Origin of the sequence: Embleya sp. NPDC127516 (genome assembly GCF_044765325.1) — a bacterium.
Classification (GTDB): Bacteria; Actinomycetota; Actinomycetes; order Streptomycetales; family Streptomycetaceae; genus Embleya.
Map to the genome: position 1 here is coordinate 127,837 of NZ_JBIWJT010000017.1, position 22,621 is coordinate 150,457.

Annotated in this window: 17 protein-coding genes and 2 pseudogenes; 11 read left to right on the forward strand and 8 right to left on the reverse strand. The window is 71.0% G+C overall.

Features of this window, described 5'->3' with window-relative positions; translation table 11 throughout:
• Positions 1–15: 15 nt before the first annotated feature.
• On the forward strand, positions 16–1,920 hold the full coding sequence (locus ACIRL2_RS30635) for a pentapeptide repeat-containing protein (protein ID WP_402236302.1): 1,905 nt from the start codon (positions 16–18) through the stop codon (positions 1,918–1,920).
• A gap of 418 nt (positions 1,921–2,338) precedes the next feature.
• Here the strand turns inward: ACIRL2_RS30635 and ACIRL2_RS30640 are convergent, their stop codons facing one another.
• Both ACIRL2_RS30640 and ACIRL2_RS30645 read right to left on the reverse strand, forming a co-directional pair.
• Positions 2,339–3,427, reverse strand: a complete 1,089-nt coding sequence (locus tag ACIRL2_RS30640; RefSeq protein ID WP_402236304.1) for a glutamate--cysteine ligase — start codon at positions 3,425–3,427, stop codon at positions 2,339–2,341.
• A gap of 563 nt (positions 3,428–3,990) precedes the next feature.
• Positions 3,991–4,218 carry a hypothetical protein gene (locus tag ACIRL2_RS30645; protein ID WP_402236307.1) on the reverse strand — a complete coding sequence of 76 codons (228 nt, stop codon included), beginning with the start codon at positions 4,216–4,218 and terminating at the stop codon, positions 3,991–3,993.
• Between the two features lie 663 nt (positions 4,219–4,881).
• Here ACIRL2_RS30645 and ACIRL2_RS30650 point away from each other — a divergent pair.
• Positions 4,882–6,402 (forward strand): hypothetical protein, encoded by a 1,521-nt coding sequence (locus tag ACIRL2_RS30650; protein WP_402236309.1) that lies wholly within the window; start codon positions 4,882–4,884, stop codon positions 6,400–6,402.
• Positions 6,403–6,556: 154 nt separating this feature from the next.
• Here the strand turns inward: ACIRL2_RS30650 and ACIRL2_RS30655 are convergent, their stop codons facing one another.
• Positions 6,557–9,199 carry an ATP-binding protein gene (locus tag ACIRL2_RS30655; protein ID WP_402236311.1) on the reverse strand — a complete coding sequence of 881 codons (2,643 nt, stop codon included), beginning with the start codon at positions 9,197–9,199 and terminating at the stop codon, positions 6,557–6,559.
• A 332-nt stretch (positions 9,200–9,531) separates the two neighbouring features.
• Here ACIRL2_RS30655 and ACIRL2_RS30660 point away from each other — a divergent pair, with 332 nt between their 5' ends.
• Positions 9,532–10,620 carry a hypothetical protein gene (locus ACIRL2_RS30660; RefSeq protein ID WP_402236313.1) on the forward strand — a complete coding sequence of 363 codons (1,089 nt, stop codon included), beginning with the start codon at positions 9,532–9,534 and terminating at the stop codon, positions 10,618–10,620.
• Between the two features lie 316 nt (positions 10,621–10,936).
• On the opposite strand, the gene ACIRL2_RS30665 is transcribed toward ACIRL2_RS30660, so the two are convergent.
• Positions 10,937–11,773 (reverse strand): helix-turn-helix domain-containing protein, encoded by an 837-nt coding sequence (locus ACIRL2_RS30665; RefSeq protein ID WP_402236314.1) that lies wholly within the window; start codon positions 11,771–11,773, stop codon positions 10,937–10,939.
• 112 nt (positions 11,774–11,885) lie between these two features.
• On the opposite strand from ACIRL2_RS30665, the gene ACIRL2_RS30670 reads away from it, so the two are divergent.
• From ACIRL2_RS30670 to ACIRL2_RS30690, 5 genes are all read left to right on the forward strand, one after another.
• On the forward strand, positions 11,886–12,482 hold the full coding sequence (locus ACIRL2_RS30670) for an NADPH-dependent FMN reductase (protein ID WP_395861216.1): 597 nt from the start codon (positions 11,886–11,888) through the stop codon (positions 12,480–12,482).
• Between the two features lie 565 nt (positions 12,483–13,047).
• Positions 13,048–13,887 (forward strand): SDR family oxidoreductase, encoded by an 840-nt coding sequence (locus tag ACIRL2_RS30675; RefSeq protein ID WP_395861218.1) that lies wholly within the window; start codon positions 13,048–13,050, stop codon positions 13,885–13,887.
• 4 nt (positions 13,888–13,891) lie between these two features.
• A complete protein-coding gene (locus ACIRL2_RS30680; protein ID WP_402236318.1) occupies positions 13,892–15,262 on the forward strand; it encodes an NAD(P)/FAD-dependent oxidoreductase in 1,371 nt (456 codons plus the stop codon).
• Complete coding sequence (locus tag ACIRL2_RS30685; protein WP_402236320.1) at positions 15,259–16,764, forward strand: cytochrome ubiquinol oxidase subunit I; 1,506 nt, start codon at positions 15,259–15,261, stop codon at positions 16,762–16,764. The genes ACIRL2_RS30680 and ACIRL2_RS30685 overlap by 4 nt, the downstream gene beginning before the upstream one ends.
• A complete protein-coding gene (locus ACIRL2_RS30690; protein ID WP_402236322.1) occupies positions 16,761–17,780 on the forward strand; it encodes a cytochrome d ubiquinol oxidase subunit II in 1,020 nt (339 codons plus the stop codon). Before ACIRL2_RS30685 ends, ACIRL2_RS30690 begins: the two co-directional genes overlap by 4 nt.
• 218 nt (positions 17,781–17,998) lie before the next feature.
• Here ACIRL2_RS30690 and ACIRL2_RS30695 read toward each other — a convergent pair.
• Positions 17,999–18,304, reverse strand: a pseudogene (locus ACIRL2_RS30695) (GMC family oxidoreductase); the annotation flags it as partial.
• A 1-nt stretch (position 18,305) separates the two neighbouring features.
• Here ACIRL2_RS30695 and ACIRL2_RS30700 point away from each other — a divergent pair.
• From ACIRL2_RS30700 to ACIRL2_RS30710, 3 genes and pseudogenes are all read left to right on the forward strand, one after another.
• Positions 18,306–18,803: pseudogene (locus ACIRL2_RS30700) on the forward strand (DUF389 domain-containing protein); the annotation flags it as partial.
• Positions 18,804–18,994: 191 nt separating this feature from the next.
• Entirely contained in the window at positions 18,995–20,365 is a 1,371-nt protein-coding gene (locus ACIRL2_RS30705) for a chloride channel protein (protein ID WP_402236325.1), read from the forward strand.
• 74 nt (positions 20,366–20,439) lie between these two features.
• Positions 20,440–21,366, forward strand: a complete 927-nt coding sequence (locus tag ACIRL2_RS30710; protein WP_402236328.1) for an aldose 1-epimerase family protein — start codon at positions 20,440–20,442, stop codon at positions 21,364–21,366.
• Between the two features lie 227 nt (positions 21,367–21,593).
• Here the strand turns inward: ACIRL2_RS30710 and ACIRL2_RS30715 are convergent, their stop codons facing one another.
• The 3 genes from ACIRL2_RS30715 to ACIRL2_RS30725 are packed head-to-tail and all read right to left on the reverse strand — an operon-like array spanning position 21,594 to position 22,441.
• Positions 21,594–21,764 (reverse strand): hydrophobic protein, encoded by a 171-nt coding sequence (locus tag ACIRL2_RS30715; RefSeq protein ID WP_395861230.1) that lies wholly within the window; start codon positions 21,762–21,764, stop codon positions 21,594–21,596.
• 51 nt (positions 21,765–21,815) lie between these two features.
• Positions 21,816–22,052 carry a DUF2795 domain-containing protein gene (locus tag ACIRL2_RS30720; protein WP_395861232.1) on the reverse strand — a complete coding sequence of 79 codons (237 nt, stop codon included), beginning with the start codon at positions 22,050–22,052 and terminating at the stop codon, positions 21,816–21,818.
• The gene (locus tag ACIRL2_RS30725) at positions 22,049–22,441 is read right to left on the reverse strand and encodes an STAS domain-containing protein (protein ID WP_395861234.1); all 393 of its coding nucleotides are present in this window, start codon (positions 22,439–22,441) and stop codon (positions 22,049–22,051) included. Before ACIRL2_RS30725 ends, ACIRL2_RS30720 begins: the two co-directional genes overlap by 4 nt.
• Between the last annotated feature and the right edge of the window lie 180 nt (positions 22,442–22,621).

Consider the following 22,621-nt stretch of genomic DNA (forward strand, 5'->3'; position numbering starts at 1 on the left):
TGCCGTGGGGTCCACGTGTCCGGCCATACGGCCTGCCTCGCCCACCTGACCGGGGCCGAACACGACGCCTACCTGGCCGGTCTGGGCCCCGGCAGCCACATCGACCATCGCGGCACCACCTTCGCCGAGCCCCTCCTCGCGGCGCTCCTGGACGCTCTGCGCACTCCCACGAGGGCTCTCCACCTCGGCTTCGCCGATTTCGGCTCGGCGGTCTTCGAGAGTGCAGCCGGGTTCGATGCGGCGATCTTCCAGAGAGGTGCCAGTTTCGAGCGGGCGGATTTCCGGGGGACCGCCGTATTCCACTCGGCGCGCTTCAAGGGCCAGGCCGAGTTCGAAGCGGCGACCTTCGGGGGCCGGGCCACGTTCGAGATGGCGGTCTTCGAGGAATTGGCCCTGTTCGACTCGGTGACCTTCGAGCATGACGCCGGGTTCAGTCGGGCGACTTTCAAGGACATCGTCACGTTCGAGACGGCCGCGGCCTTCGAGGGAAACGCGGACTTCGAAGACGCGCACTTCGAGGACGTCGCCAAGTTCTCCTCGGCGTCTTTCGAACGCCGCGCCTGGTTCAAGTCGGCGACCTTCGGGGAGACCGTCCGGTTCGATGAGGTGACCTTCAAGGAAAGAGCCATCTTCGAGTCGGCGGTCTTCGGGTACATCGCCATGTTCGAATCTGCGACCTTCACGGGCGAGGCGGACTTCCGGTCGGCTGTCGTCCAGCACCACGCCCTGTTCCAGTCGGTGACCTTCCGAGGCGCTGCCAGGTTCGAGGCGGCCACCTTCGGAGGCGAACTCAGGTTCGACCGGGCGAGCTTCGAGGGGTCTGACCATCTGGGGCCGTTGGTGTGTGCCGGGCAGGTGGGGTTGTCCGGAGCGGTATTCGGTGGGCCGGTCACTGTGTCGTTCGCCGCGCGCCGGGTGGAGTGCCGGCGTACTCGCTGGACGTCGACAGCCGAGATACGTCTGCGCTACGCCACGGCCGACTTCTCCCACTCGTCCTTCGCCTCCCCTCTGGCCGTCGTCGCGGAGGCTGCCCCCTTCGCCCTGCCCGACGGACGGACACTGGAGGAAGAGGCTTTCGCCGGCGCGCCCGACGCCCGGGTGCGCCTGGTCTCGTTGCGCGGGGCGGACACGAGGCACCTGGTCCTGGCCGACATCGATCTCTCCGGGTGCCTGTTCACCGGGGCGGTGCATCTGGACCGGATGCGGCTGGAGGGCGTCTGCGTCTTCGACACGACCCCGCCCCGCCCACGCCGATGGGGTCATGGCTCGTGTTTCACCCCGCGCCGCACTCTGGCCGAGGAGCATCACTGGCGCGCGGGTCGGCCAAGGGCGGCGCGGGGCTGGAACAGGGCCGTGCTCGACGCCGGGCAAGTCGGCCCGGCACAACTGGAGCCGGTGTACCGGGCGCTGCGCAGGGCTCAGGAGGACGCCGGGAACCAGCCGTGGGCGGCGGACTTCGCCTACGGCGAGCGGGAGATGCGCCGCCACGACCGCACCGGCACCACTCGCGCCGAACGTGGACTGCTTCACGCGTACTGGCTGCTCTCCGGGTACGGGCTGCGTGCCTCCCGCGCCCTGGGTTGGCTCGCCGCCTCCATCGTCCTCACGGTGTCGCTGCTGATGTGGGCCGGGATTCCGCAGGACTCACCGAAGCGGGAGGCCGCAGACCGCGTACCGGCCGGCGGGAGCACGGTCACTTTCGAGATCGGCGAGACCAGCCCCAGGAACCCCACCGGGGACCGGTTCACCAGCGAGCGTTTCGAGAAGTCCCTGGACGTCGCGCTCGGTTCTGTGGTGTTCCGCTCCTCGGGACAGCCCCTGACGACCGCCGGCGGCTATATCGAGTCGGTCTCAAGGCTGAGCCGGCTTCTTTTGCTGGGTCTGGCGGTCCTGGCCGTCCGCAACCGCGTCAGACGTTGACCGGGCACAGCGCGCACCGCACGGCCGCGCCACGGCACGAACCGCCCCCGGGGCCTGGAGAAGCGAATACCGCACGTCGAGGGGCGGGCGCTCGTGGCCAAGTGGGCGGGGATCTCGGGTGGTTCCCGGTAGGCGTAGCGGGCGACTCCTGCGTGGGGCGGGACCAGCGCGGACCAGGTCTCGCCGGCCACCGTGACGACGGCGGTTCGGCTGCGGTCGCCCTCGGCGCCCGCGGGGAAGAGGGCGGCGGCGAGCGCCGACCGCCGAGGGGCAGGCTCTTGGACAACCCGGGCGTCACGATGGTGCGTTCGGGGGCGATCTCGGCGGGGCTGAGGAGTTCGGTGGCGTGGCGGCGTTCGGGGCCGGGTGTGCCACCAGCTGGGCTGGCGAGTGGTGCGGGATTCGATGGCGAAACGAGTCAGGCGTTCTGGTCGATGGTGGCTTCGGCGAGGTGGTCCACCACGTCCGACAGGAGCCCGCGGCGTTCGAAGGCACGTCGCTGGCGGCGGGCGCCGCAACCGTCGCGACGCAGTGTCGCCAGGGTCCGCTCCACGTGGGGCAGATCCCCGGTGGCGTCGAGGTCGCTGCTCACGTGGTCGATCAGGGCGTCGACGACAGTGTTCGCGGGGAGCAGGTCCGCCGTGTGCGGGTCGACGGCCCGGCCCTCGAGGCCGTCGCGGGCGGCGCGCCAGCGGGCCAGGGTCAGCACGCCGTCACGGATGTCGGGGGTTGGGTGGCCGTCGCGGACGGCACGCAACGCGCCGGTGACCAACGCGCGGACCAGGACGGCCTGCAGGACGGCCTCGTCCACGCTGGTGGACACGTCCGGGGCGCGGATCTCCACGGTCGGCCAGTGGGCGGAGGGGCGCGCGTCCCAATAGATCATCTTGGCGTCCATTACGGCACCGCTCGCGACGAGATCGGCCAGGGTGCGGTGGTAGTGCTCGGCCGAGTCCAGGCGCGGCGGGGATCCCGAGGCGGGCCAGCAGGAGACGGAGACGGCCCGCCAGCTGGCATGTCCCGTGTCGCGGCCTTCCCAGAAGGGCGAGTTGGCGCCGAGCGCGATCAGCGTGGGCAACCAGGGCCGGATGTGGCCGAGGACGCCGACGGCGGTGTCCAGGTCGAGCGTGCCGATGTGGACGTGACACCCGCAGACGACGAGTGTGTCGGTGAGCGAGCCGTATCGGGCGCGTTGTTCGTGTCGGCGGGGGGCGTCGACGAGCCGCGACGTGGGCGGGGACGCGAGGACCACCGGGGTGGCGGAGGCGACGAGCCGGCAGCCGTGCGCGGTGGCGGCGGCTGCGAGGCGGCGGCGCAGCGTGAGCAGGTGGGTGCGCAGTTCCTGGGCCGTGTGGGCGATGGGGGTGGCCGACTCCACCTGGTAGCGGGTGGCCTCGATGTGGGTGGTGTCGCAGCCGTCGTCGGCCTCGGCCAGAACCGCTTCGGCGCGGGGTGCCGGGTGCGGGCAGTGCGCGTCGACGAGGAGGAATTCCTCCTCGACCCCCATCGTCGGCACGTTACCCGCGGTGGACTCGGCGGCCGGACCTGTGACGTCAGTCGCGCCGGCGGCGGGTGTGGCGTGGGTACTGCGGGGATCTGACATCGGCGATCCTCCGGCCCGATCGAGTACGGCGTGCGGGCCGCCGCGGGATGAGCGGGAGGGGCCGGGGCGCTCGCATGGGCGGTTGGTGCCGGGCCGCCGATCGAAGCGGACCTGGTCGGTATCTCCACCATCACGGCCGCCCTGCCGCGTCGCCACCGGGCACGAGGGGGGCGCCGCAGCGACCGGTGAGCAGGCCGCGCGGTTCCGTGACGCGCGTTACGGACGGCGTCCGAGCGGGGCCTGCCCGGAGCCTGCGGCGGGTGAGGACGGCTCGCGCCACGTTGGTCCGATCGAGTGACCCTGCGGGGGCGGCACGCCGTGACACGGAAGCACCCGCGTGCCCGGAAGCACCGCGTGCCCGGAAGCACCGCGTGCCCGGACGACGGGCGAAGTCCGAAGGCGCCTCGTCGGTGACCCCACCCGCGGCCGAGCCTGTACTCAGCGAAGTTCGCGCTCCGGTGCCGCCGTCAGCGCGAGCCGTCCTGCGGACCTTCGGCGGTACCGCCCTGCGGGCGTCCTCGCGCCGCGAACGTGCCGCCCACCGCGACGCCGAGGCACATGCCCAGGGCAATGCCCAGCGCGAGGTTGCCGAAGACCGGCAGTCCGAGGACGACACCCATCGCGAGCCCGAGGGAAAGGCCCACGGCGACGGCATTGCCCGAGGCGGATACCGAGTCGTTGCGTTCGTTTGGCATATGATCATTATGTCGAACCCGCATATTGCTTCACAGCATCGGTCAACTTGGACGTCCCGCGGTGCCACGACGTGCGCAGGCCCTCTCACCGGCCGGCAAGGCGTTCCAGCAGCAGGAAGCCGCGGATCGCGGCGACTCGTGCGGATCGCGTACTTGAGGACCGGAGACCACGGCGAGGCCGAGGATTTCGCCCAAAGGGGCACTTGCCCGGGTGGGCGCCTCGTGGGCGCGGGTGCGGGCGGTCGAGCAGCTGGGTGCGCCGGGTCCTGATCCGACCCACCAGGTCGACCAGTGCGATGCGTTGCTGCCACCTGGTAGAGGACCCTCGCATCAAGTGGTGGCCCACGACGACGAGACGACGCCAACTGCTCTTGTCTGCGCGCCCGGAGTCCGGCTTCTGTGGCTGTAACTCCCCATGGATTCCCGGGTGTGGGACGAATAGGATCTCCTACGCCGCCTGCCGATGCGTGATGCGCGGACGCCCACACATCGACTTCGGCGCCGGCACGGGGAGTCGGCCCGAGCAGACACCATCGTCCGAGACGAGCCACGGAAGCGACGCACGCTCTGCTCGGCCCCGGCCCCGCGGCCGAGTAATCCGACGTCACGCCGAACTCATTCTTTTCGTTGGAAACGGCAAAGGGCAGGGGGTCGTTGTCATCGATGAACCGGCAGGCCCAGGAGGAACACCAGCGGACGATGGCCCGGGCCTGGGCGGAATTCCAATCGGCCCAAGCTCTGCGGTTCCGCATGGATCGAATTGCTTATGATGCATCGTTGCAGGATCCGGCCGTCGCCCGAAATTATTACGATTACTGGAAGCTCGACCGGTTGACCGGAACGGGTGAAATCCAAGAATATCTGCGGCAGGGTTTGACGGAAATACGGGGCAGCAAAGGCGGAGCATTCGTTACGATACACCCGGAAACGGATCCGCTGCATGCAAGAATGACCGCTCTTTCCTTGCTCGTCATGGCCAGGCAATATGGCGAGGTCGACCTGCGGTCCGTGACGATCGACGACACCGTCCCGGGGAATTTTCCCAACGCCCGCGCGGTGGCCACGCAGGGCGACAATCCCGCGCAACTAGGATTGTGGTTCAAGTCCACACTCCTCAGAACCGACAATCGGGAAAATTTTCTTCGCGGTCTTTTGCAAGAAGAGAGGAACGCCTTCGGCGCGCACCGTAGATTCGGCGTGGCCAGCACGGCGGTCCATGAGTTCGGCCACGGAATCGGCTGGGCCGCAGAAGCCCGCCGGAGAGCCGGGAAACTGTACCGCAACGTTCCGAACATCGTGCTCAACAGCGTGCGACCCGACGAAATGCGGGCCATCTGGGGAGCGGTCGTGCACCGCTACGGAAATGAGCTTCGGAGCATCGAGGCGTCCGGCGCGGATTCGGGGACGATCAGCAATCGGAAAGCCGATCTCCATCAGAGACTTTTCGGTTCCGATACGGTGCTCCGCAACCAACAGGCGGCCGCAACGGTCGCGACGAAGATCGGTACCTATGCCAATAGCGCAGGCGAATTGGACGCGGACACGGTGGCCGGGGCCGTCCTCGGCGGGGACTCGCAGAAGGGCCTGCCCCAAGAGCTGTTCGCCGAGTTGATGTGGACCCTGGGTCGGAGTGCCGACGACCGGCCCCGCTTTCTGAACGACTTCCTGCACGGCATGCAGGTCACCGAGCTCGACCGTTCTTGGAGATCGGGATACGTCCCGCAAAACAACGCGTATCTCCTGGCCGCGGCCGCCGAACCGCTCCGGCCGATACCTCCCCCCAACCCGTGGATCCGCCCGAGCATTTCCCCCGAACCGATGGCACCGATCCCCAAGCCACAACGCGTATTGCCATCGCCGCAGTCGCCCGAATCCCCGGCGACGATACCGCTGGTCCTGCCGGTCCCCGTAGCCGGGACGAGGACGACGGCCGAGACCACCCCGGGAAGCGCGGACGCCACAATCCCGGATCTTCGCGTACCCGACCCGAGAAGTCTGTGGGCCAACGGAACCCTGTCCACTGTGGCCCGCACGTTCACGCCGGCCCGTTCACCCCGGGGAGCCGGCTCGTCCACACCGTCTTCGACCCCCGCCGGTGAGGGAGCCGACCCAACGCCTCGTCGACGCGAGGGTCAGAACTCGAGAGAAACGAGACAGGACCCGCGCGGCCCCGCCATGGGCTGACAACACCCGAGGAACTCCTGACGTCGGACGCGACCCCGGGCCACGCCCGACACAGACCATCGCCCGTGCGGACGAGGTGATGTGGCCGCGACCCGGGGCCACTACGCGCTCCGGTCGGCGATCACCGACCCGAGCGCGTCGTCGGCGTCTGCGACTACGCGAACCCGACGGTCCCGGGAGATCCCGGGTCCCACCGGGTCGGGGCTGCGGGTCCGAGGCCCAACAAGCCCGCGGCGCGGGCGGTTTCGGTGGCCTCGCGGCGCGAGGTCGCGCCCAGTTTGTCGAGGATCGCCGCGACGTGGTGTTCCACGGTCCGCACCGACAACACCAGGTGCCGGGCGATCTCGGCATTGGTGCGGCCTTCGGCGAGCAGTTCGAGGACGTCGGATTGGCGGGCGGTCAGTCCCGCCGGATGGGTGCGGGTGGTCGGTACGGGGCCGCGGGGCACGCGGCGCAGCCCGAGGGCGCGCAGTCGGGCGCGGACCGGGTCGGCCGCGGCCGAGGCGCCGAGTCGGTCCAGCACGCCCAGTGCGGTCAGGGTCGGGCCGAGTTCCCCGGACTCGGCGAGCTCCAGCGCCTGTTCGTAGGGTGCCCCGGCGGCGGCGAAGCCCTCCGCGGCAGTTCGCCAGTCGCCGCGCAGGCTCGCCGCGTATGGCTCCGGGCAGCCCTCGAACGGCTCGGCCGCCGGCCCCGATCGGGCCAGATGCCACAGGAGTTCGGCGCGGAAGGACTCCCTGCCGGGCCGGTCCAGAAACGGCAGCAGTAGGTCGCGGACGGCGCCGGCGGCTTCCGGTCGGCGGGCGAGCCAGGCCCATTCGGCGTAGGCGATCCCGGCGTAGGCGAGTCCGGGCAGTGAGCGCTGGCGCAACGCGCGATGCCACGCCTGGATCAGCGGTTTCTCGGCGCCGGCGTCGCCGCGGCGGGCCAGGAGCCTCGCGTACGGCGGGACGCTGTAGACGTAGAGCATCCCCGGGTCGTCGACGCCCTCCACGAGTGCCCGCAGCCCCTGCTCGGCGGACGCCGTCTCACCGCGTCGCATCAGGGCCAGGCAGCGGTGCACGTCCAGGTTGTAGGCGTGCGACCAGAAGCCGCATTCGCGAGTGAACGCCAGTCCCTCCTCGACGCACCGGTCCAGCCCGGCAAAGTCGCCGAAGCGGTAGAGCAGTTCGGCGAGGTTGGTGTAGGCGCGGGCGGCGCTTTCGTGGGACCCGGCGTGCAGGGCGGTGGCGAGGCTCTCGCGGACGCAGCGCAGCGCGGGGGCCGGCTCGCCCAGGTCCGCCCGGGCCACCCCGAGATAGTTCAGGCACAACGAGATCAGATCCGGGCAGCCGTGTTCACCGGCGAGCCGCCGGGCCTGGTCGAGGACGCGGACGGCCCGTTCGCTGTGGCCGGTCAGCGCGAGCAGCGCGCCCTGATGGGTGAGCGCGGACGCCAGCTCCGGGGTGCGGCCGAGCGGGTCCAGGACGCGGACCGCCCGGGACACGGCGTCCTCGGCGGCGTCGGTCTCCCCGGTCATGTAGTGGTGGCGCGAGAGCCGGACCAGCGCCCGGCCGAACGCCGCGGGGTCCGCCGACGGCTCGTACAGGCGCACCGCCTCCTGGCCCGCGCGTACCGCCGAGGTGAAGCGGTGCGCGTTGTACAGCTCCCAGGCGTAGTCGTCCATCAGGCCCGCGCGGTCGGCGGCGGTGAAGCGGTCGGGGTGGCGCAGGGCGGCCTCGAAGTGCGTCAGCGCCTGCCGGTGCGAGCCGGCGCGCGCCGCCTCCCGGGCGGCGGCCGGGGCGTGGGCCGCGATGGTTTCGGCGTCGTCGGAGCGGACCGCGTGGTGCAGGAGCCGGTCCCGGTCCGGTTCCCGCCGGGCGAGCAGGGCGCGCACCACGGCACGGTCGAGGGTACGGCGGCGCAGGGCGGGCAGGCTGCCCTCGATCGCGCGGCGGGCGAGCTCGTGCCGGAACGCCAGTCCCTCGGGCCGTACTTCGACGATGCCGCGCCGCTCCGCCTCGGCCAGGGCGTCCAGCCGGTCGCCGAGCAGTTCCTCGGCGAGGCGCAGGCCGACGTGGGTGGGCACCACGGACAACTGCTCCAGCGCGGTGCGGCAGTCCTCGCCGAGGACACGTACCCGGGCCAGCACCGCGTCCGCGACGGTCTCCGGCACCTCTCCGGGGGTGTCGGCGAGGACCTCGGTGACGTAGAACGGGTTGCCGCACGTGACGGCGTGCAGGGTCCGCGGATCGCGTCCGGATCCGGCGGCGAGTCGGGCGACGGCGTCCGGGGACAGCGGTCGCAGGGGGAGTCTGCGCACCCGGGCGCGGGTGAGGGCGCCGAGCAGTCTTTGCAGCGGATGCCGGGTACCCAGCTCGTCGTCGCGGAAGGTGAGGACCAGGACCGTGCCGAGGTCGTCGACGCGTCCGGCCAGATAGGTGAGGGCGTCCAGGGTCGCGTCGTCGGCCCAGTGCACGTCCTCGACGACCAGCACCACCCGGCCCGCCTGCGACATTTCCGCGGAGATCGCGGCGAACACGGCCTCGCCCGCCGCCCCTTCGGCGAGAGTCCGCTCCAGCGGGCCGCCGGTGCCCGCGGCGGCATCGCGCAACGCACCGAGCGCGCGCGGCGCCATCAGGTCGTCGCAGGCGCCGACGAGCACGCGCACATCCGCTCCGACGGCTTCCGTGAATGCTCGGACCAGGCTGGTCTTGCCGATCCCGGCCTCGCCGAACACCAGCACCACCGAGCCCCACCCATGCCCGGCGTCGTCGCTCGCCGCGAGTAACTCGGCCAATTCCCGGTCGCGTTCCAGCATGGCGCCCCCCACCGACATCCTGCCCCGCTGCCGATCCGCTGTCGCCTCGATGCGTGCCGTCCACGGCAGTTCCGGTGCCGTCCACGGCGTTTGTGGCCACGCGTCCGTGCCAGGGCGTGTCTAGGTGGCCACGCTCCCAACATAGGTGGCGACCACCGATGCCCACCACAGGTCAACGCCCGTAGAACGGATCGGGTCGGCACCTCGCCGGGGGGAACGGCGGCGACGGCCTTCGATCCACGGCGGCCCGCGGCCCGCGGGCGAGTCACGACGCGAGACGTCGACAGGCACGGCAAGGCAACACTCAACGGAAATATCAATGTGGGGGAGAAATGACCCAAGTGGAGTCCCCGGCGGTCGTCGGCCGTACCGGAGAACCACCGTCCGAACCGGACCGTCGGGTTCAGCGGCCCGCGCCCCGGTTGGACATCGAAGCCGTCGAACCGCCCGTCGAGTCCGACGAGGCGCTGGTCAACAACGCGTTCGCGCTGGACAGTTCCTACATGGGCGTCGCGGTGCGCCCGGGCGGGCCGACCGGCGGCTGGTTCCGGATCTTCAAGGTGGGCGGCTGGTTCCAGGGCGGGGCGGACCAACTCGTGGCGATGGACTGGACGCCCGGCTTCGCCACGGTCCACGAAGAGGCCCTGGGCGGGGCGCTGACCTCCGCTCCCGGAGCGACGCTGTGGAAGAACCGCCAACGCATCGACGTCTTCGCGCGCGGCCTCGACTCGGCGACCTGGCACCACTGGCGCGACTACCAGCAGGGCGTGACCGGCTGGAACGGACCGCACAGCCCGCCGGACAACACCTCGATGACGGCCGTGTGGTCGTCCGCGGACCACCTGCTGCACTACGCGGTCCGCGGGACCGACAAGCAGTTCTGGACCGCGACCTGGAACGAGTCGACGTTCTCCTCGTCCGGCTGGGGGTTCACCCGCCCCGGTCCGGTCGAGTTCACCTCGGCCTGCGCGGGGGCAAGCCCCGAGATCAACGTGATGCGGCTGTACGCGCGCGGGGCCGACGGCTACCTGTACCGCACACAGGGACGCCAGTCGACACCGTCCAGTTGGGAGTCCTGGCATCGGGTCGGCAACCAGCCGGTGAAGCTGGCCAGCGCACCCACCGCGGTGAACTGGGGCTGGTGGGCCGAGGAGATCTTCGCGATGGGCGTGGACGGCCACGTGTGGAACGCCTATTACCGCGACCAGGAGGGCTGGAACTGGGAGAAGCTTCCCAAGCCCAACGACTCCACGGCCGGGCTCTACCGCCAGGCGACCCCGATCGTGGTGAGCCACCAGGTGGGGACGCTGGACCTGTTCGTCCCGGGCCACACCAAGGAGTTCCTGACCAACCGCTGGAAGGGAACCTGGCACGGGTGGCGAGGGGTGGTCGTCCCGAACCACTTCTACCCGGTGCAGTAACCGCACCGCGCGCCGGCCGCGTTCCGCGGGCGGGTGTGCCCGTGAACCCGGGACACCGCCCGCGGATCGGCGCCGCCCCCATGGCTTGCTCACCTCGCACCGAGAGCCGGTCGGCGGGGCGGCGCCGGTGTCGATCCGGTCGCCGGCGGCGCGGCGCGGGACCGCCGCTCGTACGTCGCCGGCCTCCGCCCCGCGCGACAACCGGTCGACGGGCGGGGCCCAGGGATGCCAGCCGGCCCGCCGCCGAGCGGATCCTGCGCCCGGTGACGCCGTCCGAGGGGCGCACTACTGTCTCCGGGGCGGGCCGCACGAGCTGTTACGAGACCACCCGGAGCCGACCGCTCGGTCCGTGGCGGAGTTCTTCCAGAGCCTGCGCCGTGGCCTCGTCCGCGGGCAGCAGGACCACCAGTTGTTGTGCGTCCGACGGCAGTTCGAGAGTCTCCCGGAGCAATCGCAAGGCGTATCCCGCGGGATGGTCGAGTCGGAGGGGGCCGCGTTGCGGCACCACGTTCCCCTTCAGGCGGCGGGTGAAGTCCGGGCCCGCCACGGGGGCGAGTTCCGCGGTGAACCACGCGGTGTTCTCGATACTCGGCCCGAGCCACAGGTCGAAGGCCCGCTCGTCCGCGACGTCGTCCCAGTCCGCGAAGAACTCGCGGGCGCGCGGGTCGGTGAAGACGTAGCGGGTGAGGTTCGGGGCCTCGGCGTCGAGAAGTCCCGTTCCGTCGGCCAGCGCCGCGAAGCCTTCGGTGTGGGCGAGGACGTCGCCGAGCCGGTTCGTCACCAGTGCGATCCCCGGGTCCAGCAGACGCAGCGTTTCCAGGACGGACGGTCGCACCGCCCGGCTCGGCGGCGCGGGCCGCGCGTGCGAGGGGCACTCACCGCCGGTGATCTTGGTGAGGTAGCGCAGGTGCTCGCGTTCCGACGGATCCAGACTCAGCGCGTCGGCGAGCGCGTGCACGATCGGCGTGGAGGGATTGCGGTCCCGGCCCTGTTCGATGCGGGTCAGGTATTCCACGCTGATGCCCGCGCGCGCGGCGAGGTCCGAGCGGCGCAGACCCGGTGCACGGCGGCGTCCATGGTCCGGCAGTCCCAGCGATTCCGGCTGGATGCTGTCCCGCTTCGCGCGGATGAAGTCTCCCAACGGCGTACCCATGAGGTGAGCCTATGGCGGTGTCGGCGGGGTGTGGAGGGCTCAGGCCGGCCCTGCGGGGGCCGGCCTGAGCCCGGTCTGGTTGCCGCCTCGGCGTCGCCTGATCGTGGTGGACATGGAGAACACCGAGCACAGGTTGCTGATCATCGTCGGAAGCGTTCGAGACGGAAGGTTCGGCCCGGTGGTGGCCTCGTGGGTCGCCGCACAGGCCGCCACCCACGGCGGCTTCGACGTGGACGTCGTCGATCTGGCCGAAATCGACATCCCGCTGGCGCTGCCCGCCGCGTCCCCGAAGTACGCGGGCGACGACTACCCCCGCCCGGCCGGGATGGCGGCGTTGACGTCGGCGCTGGAGGACGCCGACGCGTTCATCGTGGTGACGCCCGAGTACAACCACAGCTACCCCGCCTCGTTGAAGGCGGCCATCGACTGGCACTTCACGCAGTGGACGGCCAAGCCCGTCGCCTTCGTCAGCTACGGCGGCGCGGCGGGCGGGCGGCACGCGGTCCTGCACCTCGAGAACGTGTTGACCGAGTTGCACGCGGTCACCGTTCGCGACGGCCTCGCCTTCCCGAACTACTTCACCGCATGGCAGGACGGCCGGCCGCTGGACGCCGACGCGCCGGGGTACGCCAAAACCCTCCTCGACCAGCTGTCCTGGTGGGCGGGCGCACTCCGAGCCGCTCGCGAGGCGGCTCCGTACCCGGCGTGAGCGCGGCGGCCATGGAGTAGGTGCCGCCCGGGTGTACCGATCCGCCGGTCGGCCGGCTCGCGCTCGGCCGCATGGCGTTCGCGGAGCGGACGTACGGGGTCGACCCGTGGGCGCTGGACGATCGGGCCGCCGGCGCCGATCTCCCAGGCGCGGCCGGCCGTACCGGCGCGGCGGACCCGGGCAGGAGTGGGGCGGTTCGGCGGGATTCTCCCATGGGCGACGAGGGTTCGGGCCGGCCCGGAGCGGGTGTGGCAGGCGATGACGGGCCACGTCCGGAGGTCGGCCGCCCGGGGCACGCGGATCTTCGGACGACCCATCCACGCGGATGTGCCCGCAACAGCTCGACGGCCCGCCCTCCCCGCGCCGCCCCCGCACGGCACAAGCGCCGGGGGGCACGCTCGGTCCGGACGAGGGCGGTGCGGCGGGCGGCGCCGAGCTTGAGCCATCCGAGGGGTGCGACTGTTCCGATCGGGTGGGCGGGTCGGGTCGCTCGGCGTCGCACGGCGTGCCGTCGGACACGGTGATGCTTCGGTGCCGCCGTGCGGGGCGATGATGGGAGAGCGCGATGACCACAGGTGTGGACAGGCCCGGCCGGCCGGTGCTGCCGCCCATCCTCAGAGGGCAGAAAGCGTTGGTGACGGGGGCGAACTCCGGCATCGGCAAGGCGACCGCGATCGGACTGGGACGGGCGGGTGCCGACGTCGTCGTGAACTACGTCGCCGGCCGGGAGGCCGCCGAGGACGTGGTCCGAGAGATCGAGTCCTTCGGCGTACGGGCCTACGCGCACGAGGCCGATGTCTCTCGGGAGGACCAAGTCGTCGCGATGATCGCGCGCATGGTCGAGGACTTCGGCACGATCGACATCATGGTGGCCAACGCGGGGCTCCAGCGGGACGCCGCCTTCACCGAGATGTCGCTCGCCGAGTGGCAGAAGGTCCTGGACGTGAACCTCACGGGCCAGTTCCTGTGCGCCCGGGAGGCGACCAAGGAGTTCCTGCGCCGCGGCGCCGTCCCGGAGGTCTCCCGCTCGGTCGGGAAGATCGTCTGCATGAGCTCGGTCCACCAGATCATCCCGTGGGCGGGCCACGTGAACTACGCCGCCTCCAAGGGCGGCGTCCTGATGCTGATGCAGACCCTCGCGCAGGAACTCGCCCCGCAGGGCATCCGGGTCAACGCGGTCGCCCCTGGCGCCATCCGTACTCCGATCAACCGCAGCGCGTGGGACACCCCCGAGGCGGAGGCCGATCTCCTCAAGCTGATTCCCTACCGTCGCGTCGGTGATCCGCAGGACATCGCCGACGCGGTGACCGCACTGGTCTCCGACCTGATGGACTACGTCGTCGGCACCACGATCTACGTCGACGGCGGCATGACGCTCTTCCCCGGCTTCGCCACCGGAGGGTGAGGGCGTGGAGGACCACGTCACTCCTCGTCGGGTGGTGATCCTCGGCGGCGGCTTCGCCGGACTGTTCGCCGTACGGGCCCTGCGCGGCGCCCCGGTCGCGGTGACCCTGGTCGACCGCTGTGCGCACCACCTGTTCCAGCCCCTGCTGTACCAGTGTGCTTCCGGCATCCTGTCCGAAGGCCAGATCGCGCAACCGCTGCGCGCCGTCCTGCGCCGCCACGAGCAGGTACGTTGCCTGGAGGCGACGGCGACCGACGTGGACGTCACCCGACGGGTCGTGCACGTCGAGCGGCCGGACGGCCGCACGCTCGAACTCCCCTACGACGAGCTGATCGTGGGGATCGGCGTGCGCCAGTCCTACTTCGGGCACGACGAGTTCGCGGCCCACGCCCCGGGCATGAAGACGCTGGAAGACGCGCTGAACGTGCGAAGCAAGCTCTACCGCGCGTTCGAGATGGCCGAGGCCGCCGAGGACGAACGCGAGCGCGCGCAATGGCTCACCTTCGCCCTGGTGGGGGCCGGCCCGACCGGAGTCGAGCTGGCAGGCCAGATTCGGGAGATCGCCGGCCACACGCTCAACCGGGAGTTCTCCACCGTCGACCCGAGTCGGGCCCGGGTGCTGCTCTTCGACGCCTCGGACGCGGTCCTCGCCGCCTTCGGCCCCGTCCTGTCCCGTCGGTCCGCCCGAACCCTGGACGACCTCGGCGTGGAGGCGCACCTCGGCTCGATCGTCACCCACGTGGACGAACAGGGCCTGACCGTACGCCACAAGGACGGCGGCACGGAGCAGGTGGAGGCGCGCACGGTGCTGTGGACGGCCGGGGTCGAGGCACCGCCGCTGGCGACGGCGCCGGCCAGGGCCACCGGGGCGGAACAGGACCGGGCGGGACGCGTCCGGGTCGAGCCCGACCTGACGATCGCGGGCCATCCGGAGATCCGGGTCGTCGGCGACCTGATGAGCCTGAACAAGCCGCCCCGTCTGGCCGAGGTCGCGATGCAGAGCGGCGCCTACGCCGGCCGCCGGATTCGCCACGCCGTCGAGGGCCGGACCGGCAAGGCGCGTCCGTTCCGCTACCTGGATCTCGGGAGCGCCGCGTACATCTCCCGCGGCAAGGCGGTCGTCAAGATGGGCCGGTTCCACGCGTCCGGCCTGATCGGCCGGCTGATCTGGCTGCTCATCCACATCGTCTTCCTCACCGGCTTCCGCAGCCGGATCGGGGCGCTGCCGAGTTGGGCGGTGGTCTTCGCCACCGGCTCCCGCCGCGAACGCGCCTTCATCGCGACCGACCCGCAACCCGCCCCGCCCTCGGCCACATCCCCCGGTCCGCCGAACGACCCCGAGGTCGCCCGGCACGAGTCGTCGAGGCCCGCATGAACCTCATGCCCCAGCTGCTGGCCGCAGCCGCACCGGAACAGCTGCTTCCCGCACGGGAGTTGATGGCGTTCACGCTGGCCGCCCACATCACCCTGGTGCCGTTGGGCGTGGCACTGCCGTTCATCACGCTGGTGATGCACCATCGGGGTCTGCGCAAGAACGACCCGGTGGCCATGCTGCTGGCCCGGCGCTGGTCCGCCGTCATGGCAGTGCAGTTCGCGGTCGGCATCGTCACCGGCACGGTCTTGTCGTTCGAATTCGGACTGCTGTGGCCGGGCATGATGGGTCGGTGGGGCGACGTCTTCGGCATCGGATTCGGGGTCGAGGCCTGGGCGTTCTTCCTCGAGGCGATCCTGATCGCGATCTACCTGTACGGTTGGCGGCGGCTGAAGCCGTGGACGCACTTCTGGCTGGGCGTCCCCCTGCCGCTGGCGGCGCTGCTCGGCGCGTTCGGGATCATCGCCGCCAACGCCTGGATGAACACCCCCGCGGGCTTCACCCTCGATCCGACCGGCAAGCCGGTGAACGTCGATATCCGATCGGTGATCTTCACGCCGATGTTCGGACCGCAGTACTGGCATTTCGTGGTCGCGATGTTCCTGACCGCGGGCTACGTCGTGGCCGGTGTCTACGCGGTCGGGTGGCTGCGCGGTCGCCGCGACCGCTACCACCGGCTCGGGTTCCGGGTGCCGTTCACGATCGCCGCCGTCCTGACCCCCGTGCAGTTCGTCCTCGGCGACTCCATCGCCCGGTCCGTCTTCCACAAGCAGCCCGTCAAGTTCGCCGCCACCGAACTCGTCTGGAACACCGACACCCATGTACCCGAGTACATGTTCGGCAGCCTGCAATCGGACGGAAGTGTCAAGGGGGGTCTCAAAATCCCCCAACTGGACTCGATTCTGGCCGGCTTCAGCCCCGACACCAAGGTGACCGGGCTGACCGCCGTGCCGGCCTCCGACCGCCCCACCCCGACCCAGGCGACGATCGCACACTGGGCCTTCGACATCATGGTGACCATCGGCAGCCTGCTGATCCTGTTGGCGCTGTGGTACGGCTGGTGTTGGTTGCGCCGCCGTGACCTGCCGCGGTCACGGTGGTTCTTCCGAAGCGCCGCCCTTGCCGGTGCGGCCAGTGTGGTGACCGTGGAATGCGGCTGGATCACCACCGAGGTGGGTCGCCAACCCTGGATCGTCTACGGGAACATGCGGGTCTCCGAAGCGGTCACACCGACCGGGGCGGCCACGCTGTGGACCGTGTTCGCCGTCATCGTGGTGCTCTACGTCCTCATCTTCGGGGCGTTTCTCGGCGTGCTCCTCAAGATGCGAAGTCGTTGGCGCCTGGCCGACTCCAAAGTCGGCCGCGTGCCGGCCGACGGACCGGAGAGCGACACCCCGTACGGCCCACGCGGCGAACTGGTCACCACCGGCCCGAAGCCCTCTGCTCCGTTGGGGACTTCGGGCAGCGGATCGGGCACCGGCCCGGACCCCGGGAGCGGGCCGTGATCGCCGACGCCGTGGCCTGGATCCTGCTGGTGGTGATCGCCGCGTACGTCTGCGGCGGCGGCGTCGACTACGGCGCCGGGTTCTGGGACCTGCTGGCCGGCGGTGCGGAGCGCGGGAAGGCCCCGCGCCGGCTGATCGATCACGCGATGGCGCCGGTGTGGGAGGTCAACAACGTCTGGCTGATCTTCGTCCTGATCCTCATGTGGACCGGCTTCCCGGTGTTCTTCCAGACGGTGTTCACCGCGTTGTGGCTGCCGCTGGTGCTGGCCGCCGTGGGCATGCTCCTGCGCGGCGCCGGATTCGCGCTCCGCAAGCCCACCCGCAGGCTGGCCGAACGCCGGGTGTACGGGGCCGTGTTCGCGATCTCCTCGCTGCTCACCCCGTTCTTTCTGGGAGCCGCCGCGGGCGGAGTCGCCTCCGGCCGGGTCGAGCCGGGCACCACCGCTTCGGCCGACGCCTGGGCGAACACGACCTCGATCTTCGCCGGACTGCTCACCGTCGCGGCCACCGCCTTCCTCGGTGCGGTGTTCCTCACCTCGGACGCGCGCCGCTTCGGCGCCCACGACCTGGTCGGCTACTTCCGGCTGCGCGCCTGGATCGGCATCGCGGCCCTCGTGGTCCTGGGTGTGCTCGCCCTGGCCGTGACCGACGAGCACGCCTCGTACGTCCGGCACGGCCTCACCCACGGGATCGGGCTCGTGCTGATCCTGGTCGCCGCGGGTGCCGTGGCCGCCACGGCCTGGCTGGTCTCCGGCCGTAACGCCGGATGGGCGCGCTACACCTCGGTGGCCTCGGTCGCCCTGACGGTCGCGGCCTGGGGATTCGCGCAGCGTCCCTATCTGGTGCCCACCTCGCTGACCGTGCGGCAGGCAGCGGGAGACAGCGAGTCGCTGCGCTGGATGCTCATCGTCGCACTCATCGCCGTCGTGCTGATCGGCCCGGCGCTCGTGGTGCTGTACCGCCTCGACACGCACGGGGTGCTGGAACCGCTGACCGACGAGGACGTCGGGGAGTGACGGCTTGCCACATCGCACCGCACCGAACCGCACCGCACCGCACCGCACCGCACCGCACCGCACTGAACCGCACCGCATCGGGCGCGGCGGAGACGGGCGGCCCGCCGGCAAGCCCGATGCGCAAGTCACGCGGCGACGATTGTCATCCCCGGCCGAGAAGCGGAATGTGACCTGTGGACAAGGGCGTTCCCCGGCCGGGGAGCCCGGCACGGGGAGGCTCAGCCCAGGCGCTCCGCCAAGTGGTCACCGACCCGCAGGGCGTTCGCGATGGCGGTCAGCGAGGGGTTGACCGCGCCGATGCTCGGGAAGAAGCTCGTGTCCACGACGTACAGGTTGTCCAGGTCGTGGGCCTTGCAGTTGACGTCGAGAGCCGAACTCAACGGATCGGTGCCGAATCGCACGGTGCCCGCCTGGTGCGCGGTGGCACCGATCGGCATGCCCTTGTGCAGGTAGAGGCTGTGCGGGAGCAGGTGGTGCGGGTGCATCCCCAGGTGTTCGAGGTTGCTCCGGAGCTTGTGCCGCACAAGCGTCGCGCTGGGCATCGACCGCCGTGATCGCACGAGAATCCGACAGGGTCTGCGCGCGCTCTTCGTGGGCTTCGTACCGGCGATCGTCGCCACGTTGTTGTTCAGCCTCCTTATTCGCGCATTCGACCTCGAGTCGCGGGCGTTCGGCCTGGGACTGCGGCCGGTGTCCAATCTCATCAACACCCCCAACTTCTTCTCGGTCGCCGTCGCGACGTTGGCCGGGATCGTGTGCATCGTCTCGCTCACCGAGGCGAGGACGAGTGCTCTGCTCGGCGTGTTCATCTCGGTCACCACCATCCCGGCGGCCGCCGACGTCGGTGTCTCCGTCGCGTTCGCCGCCTGGCGAGAGGCATGGGGGTCGCTCGTGCAACTGCTGGTCAACATCGTGGTCCTGGTCGCGGTGGGCACCGCAACGCTCCGCCTCCAGCGGGAGATCTGGCGGCGGGTCGGCCGGCGCCGCGGGCAAACCGGCAGCCGGCCCGGTCACGGCGGGTAGGAACGCCGTGATCGAGGCCCCGAATGGCGGCTCGGCCGCGGTCCGATTGCGCCATGGGCATGACGGTGCGGGACATGCCGGGGCTCCCCGGGCCGGGGACGCGGAACCCGCTCCAGCCGCGTGATATCACCGGACAAAGGCTTGTGAGCCGACGCCTGCGGGTGGGTTCCGTTGCTGAGGAGACGATGCGAGTGTCGGCCACGCCTGCCGGAGTGCCCGAAAAGGTGTCACCGGATCCCTTCGCGCCGGTCCGTTCTCGCGGGTACCTGGGGCTCTTGGCGATAGCGGCGGTGCTCGGGGTCCCGATCTCGGCGGCGGCGTTCGGATTCCTCGCCCTCGTCTCCCGGTTCGAGTCGCTGACCTACACGGATCTGCCCGAGGCGCTGGGCTTCGACGACACGCCCTCGTGGTGGCCGGTACCGCTGCTCGCCGTGGCGGGGCTGCTGGTCGGGCTGATCATCAACCATCTACCGGGGGAGGGCGGGCACAAGCCGGCCGAGGGCCTCGGCTCGACGGGCGCGGCGTCCGCGAAGGAGCTGCCCGGTATCGCGCTCGCGGCGCTGGCCTCCCTCGGGATCGGCGTCGTCCTCGGGCCCGAGGCGCCGCTCATCGCTCTCGGCGCCGGCCTCGCCGTGTTCGGCGCACGGCTGGTGAAGCGGGACATCGGGCCGAAGGTGAGCGCCGCCGTGGGCGCCGCCGGGAGTTTCGCCGCGGTCAGCGCGCTGCTGGGATCGCCGCTCCTGGGGGCGTTCCTGCTGATGGAGGCATCGGGCCTGGGTGGGCCGATGCTCGGGATGGTGCTGGTGCCGGGACTGCTTGCGGCCGGCATCGGTTCGCTCGTCTTCATCGGCCTGGGCTCGTGGACCGGCCTGGGCACCTACTCCCTGACCCTCGACGACGTGCCCGCCGCCGATGTGCCGGATTTCGCGTCCTTCGGCTGGGCCCTCGTCATCGGGCTTGCGGCGGCCTTCCTGGGCACGGGCATCCGCCGGGGCGCCCTGTATCTGGAGCCGCGGGTGGAGCGGCACAGGGTGCCGGTCACCGTGGCGATGGGGACGATCGTCGGGCTCGCCGCGCTCGTGTATGCCGAAGGGTCGGGGTACGACGCGTCGGGGGTGCTGTACTCGGGGCAGCACGCGCTGGACCCGCTGCTCGCCGGCAGTGACGGATATTCGGTGGGCGCGCTCGTCCTGCTCATCTTCTGCAAGTCGGTGGCGTACTGCGTGTCACTGAGCGCCTTTCGGGGAGGTCTCGTCTTTCCCTCGATGTTCGTGGGCGCGGTGGGCGGGATCGCGCTGTCCCATCTCCCCGGCCTGGATCTGACGTCCGGGTTCGCGATGGGTATCGGCGCGATGTGCGTGGCGATGCTGAAACTCCCGATGACCTCGGTGCTGTTGGCCACCCTGCTGTTGGGGTCCTCGGCGCTCACCGTGATGCCGCTCGTGATCGTCGCGGTCGTGGTCTCGTACGTCGTCTCGTTGCGACTCGTCCCCGTGCCCCGCGTTGCGCCCGCCACGCCACCGGGCTCCGAGCCCGTCGGCGCCCACGCCGACCCGTCCTAGTCCGACGCCCGTTCGGTACATGGGGCCGCTCGGGCCGTATGTACCTGACCCGGCACCCGAGGTGGAGGCCGATCGTGTCCGTGAGTCCGACAGGGCGGCAGATCGTGCTGCGCGAAGGCGAACAGACCGCCGCCGTCGTGGAACTCGGCGGTGCCCTGCGCGGCTACTTCGTCGGTGGACGGCCGGTACTGGACGGCTTCTCCGCCGACGAGCCGATCGTGGGCGGCCGTGGCCAGGTCCTCGTGCCGTGGCCGAACCGGATCGGCGGAGGACGGTACCGGTGGAACGGCGAGGACTTCCGGCTGCCCCTGACCGAGCCCGAGAAGGGCAACGCGATCCACGGGCTGCTGCGCTGGACGTCCTGGCCGGTGCTGGAACAGCACGAGGATCGGGTACTTCTCGGGGTCACGCTCTGGCCACAGCCGGGCTACCCCTTCCTCCTCCACGTCCGGGTCGAGTACGCGCTCGGGCCGGCGGGGCCGGCGGTGGCCGTGGTCGCCCGGAACGTCGGTACCGGCACAGCGCCCTACGGTGTCGGCCGGCACCCCTACCTCACCGTGGGCACCGACCCGGTGGACGACGCGGTGCTCACCCTCCCGGCCCGAAAATGGCTTCCGGCGGACGACTCGGGCATGCCCGCGGCGGCCGAACCGGTGGCCGGCTCACTCTTCGACTTCCGCATCCCCAGGGCCGTGGGCGCGCAGCACCTGGACACGGCATTCACGAAATTGGAGCGGGACTCCTCCGGTCTTGCCGCGGTACGGCTGGCGCACCCTTCCGGATCGCACGGCACCGACCTGTGGCTCGGCGAGGGAGTCGAGTTCGTGCAGGTGTACACGGGAGACACGCTCCCCGAGCCGGCGCGGCGCAAAGGCATCGCGGTGGAGCCGATGTCCTGCCCGGCGGACGCGTTCCGAAGCCGCGCCGGTCTGGTGGAACTCGAGCCCGGTGCCGAGCACACCTTCAGGTGGGGCCTGCACGCGTGGACCGAGCGACGCTGACACCGAGACGACGTGACCCGCGGCCCGCTCGGCGACGCTCGGCCTCTTCGACGTCGGTCTCGGCGGGGGCAGCGCGGCGGCCCCCGCCGAGCCGCGATGCCCCCGGGCGACCTGCGTCGGACCCGCGGTCGGGGTTCGTCCGGCCGGACCCGATCGCCCCGTGTGCATGGGGAGACCGGAACGGCCGGCCGCGTTGTCACCTCGCGTCGGTGGTTGCCCCGCGAGGGCTACCAGCGGTACCAGCGGCCTCGCGCGCCCCCGGCGCCGGTGCCTCGGAAGACGAAGCCGAGGAGCCACACGACGAGGACGATGATGGCGATCCACCACAGGGCTTTGAGGGCGAATCCGGCGCCGAAGAGCACCAGCGCCAGCAGGAGGACGAGCAGAAGCGGGATCATGACGATCACCTGTCGAAGACTGGTCGTGGGTGGGCGGCCGAGACCGGTCGGTCAGGGCCCGGGCTGGGTTTCCCGGTGTCGGCCGAACAGGGCCATGCAGACCTGGTTGGGTCCGACGATCGGGTGGTCCGGCAGCGTGGCGAGCACGCGCAGGACCGACGGGGGCGCGTGGTGGGCGCGGGCGTACGCGATCAGGCCGCCGGGCCGGGCGGGATAGGTCGCGCCTCGGAGCGCGCAGTGGACCTCCATGGGCGTGGGGTCCGTTCCGGAACAGGCCGGGGCGCTCATGGCGACGCCCCCTCGATGCCGTCGTCACCCGGTCCCCTGGGGGAGCCGCCCGCAGTCGCACGGGGTGGCGGAGCGAACGCGAGACAGGTGAACAGGTGCGCGGTGCCCGTGATGTCGAGGAGACGGCGAAGCTTGTCGCAGGGTACGAGGGTGAGTGCGATCCCGCGCTCGACGGCTCTGGCTCGTGCGTACAGCAGGGCGTGGATTCCGGTGCTGTCGCAGAACGTCACCGCGCGCATGTCCACGTTCACTCGACGTGCTCCGAAACCCAGGACGGTGTCGAGGGCTCGCCGAAGCTGTGGCGCGGTGTCGATGTCGATCTCTCCGCCGATCCGCAGGAGGGTTCGGGCGCCGTCTGTGGCGGCGTTTACACGGAGATGCCGCGTCATGGTTGCGCCGTGCCGGCGGCGTCCGGGGCGACTCGTGCCCCGGCGGCGGGTGTTGGGGCGACGTGGGGACATTGCCATTCCCTCACTCGGGTGCCGTGGTGGGGATCTCGATCGGGGTGCGGACCGGTCGGGTCGGTTTGACCCGCGTCCCGTCAACTCCAGGATCGGACGCCGGCAAAA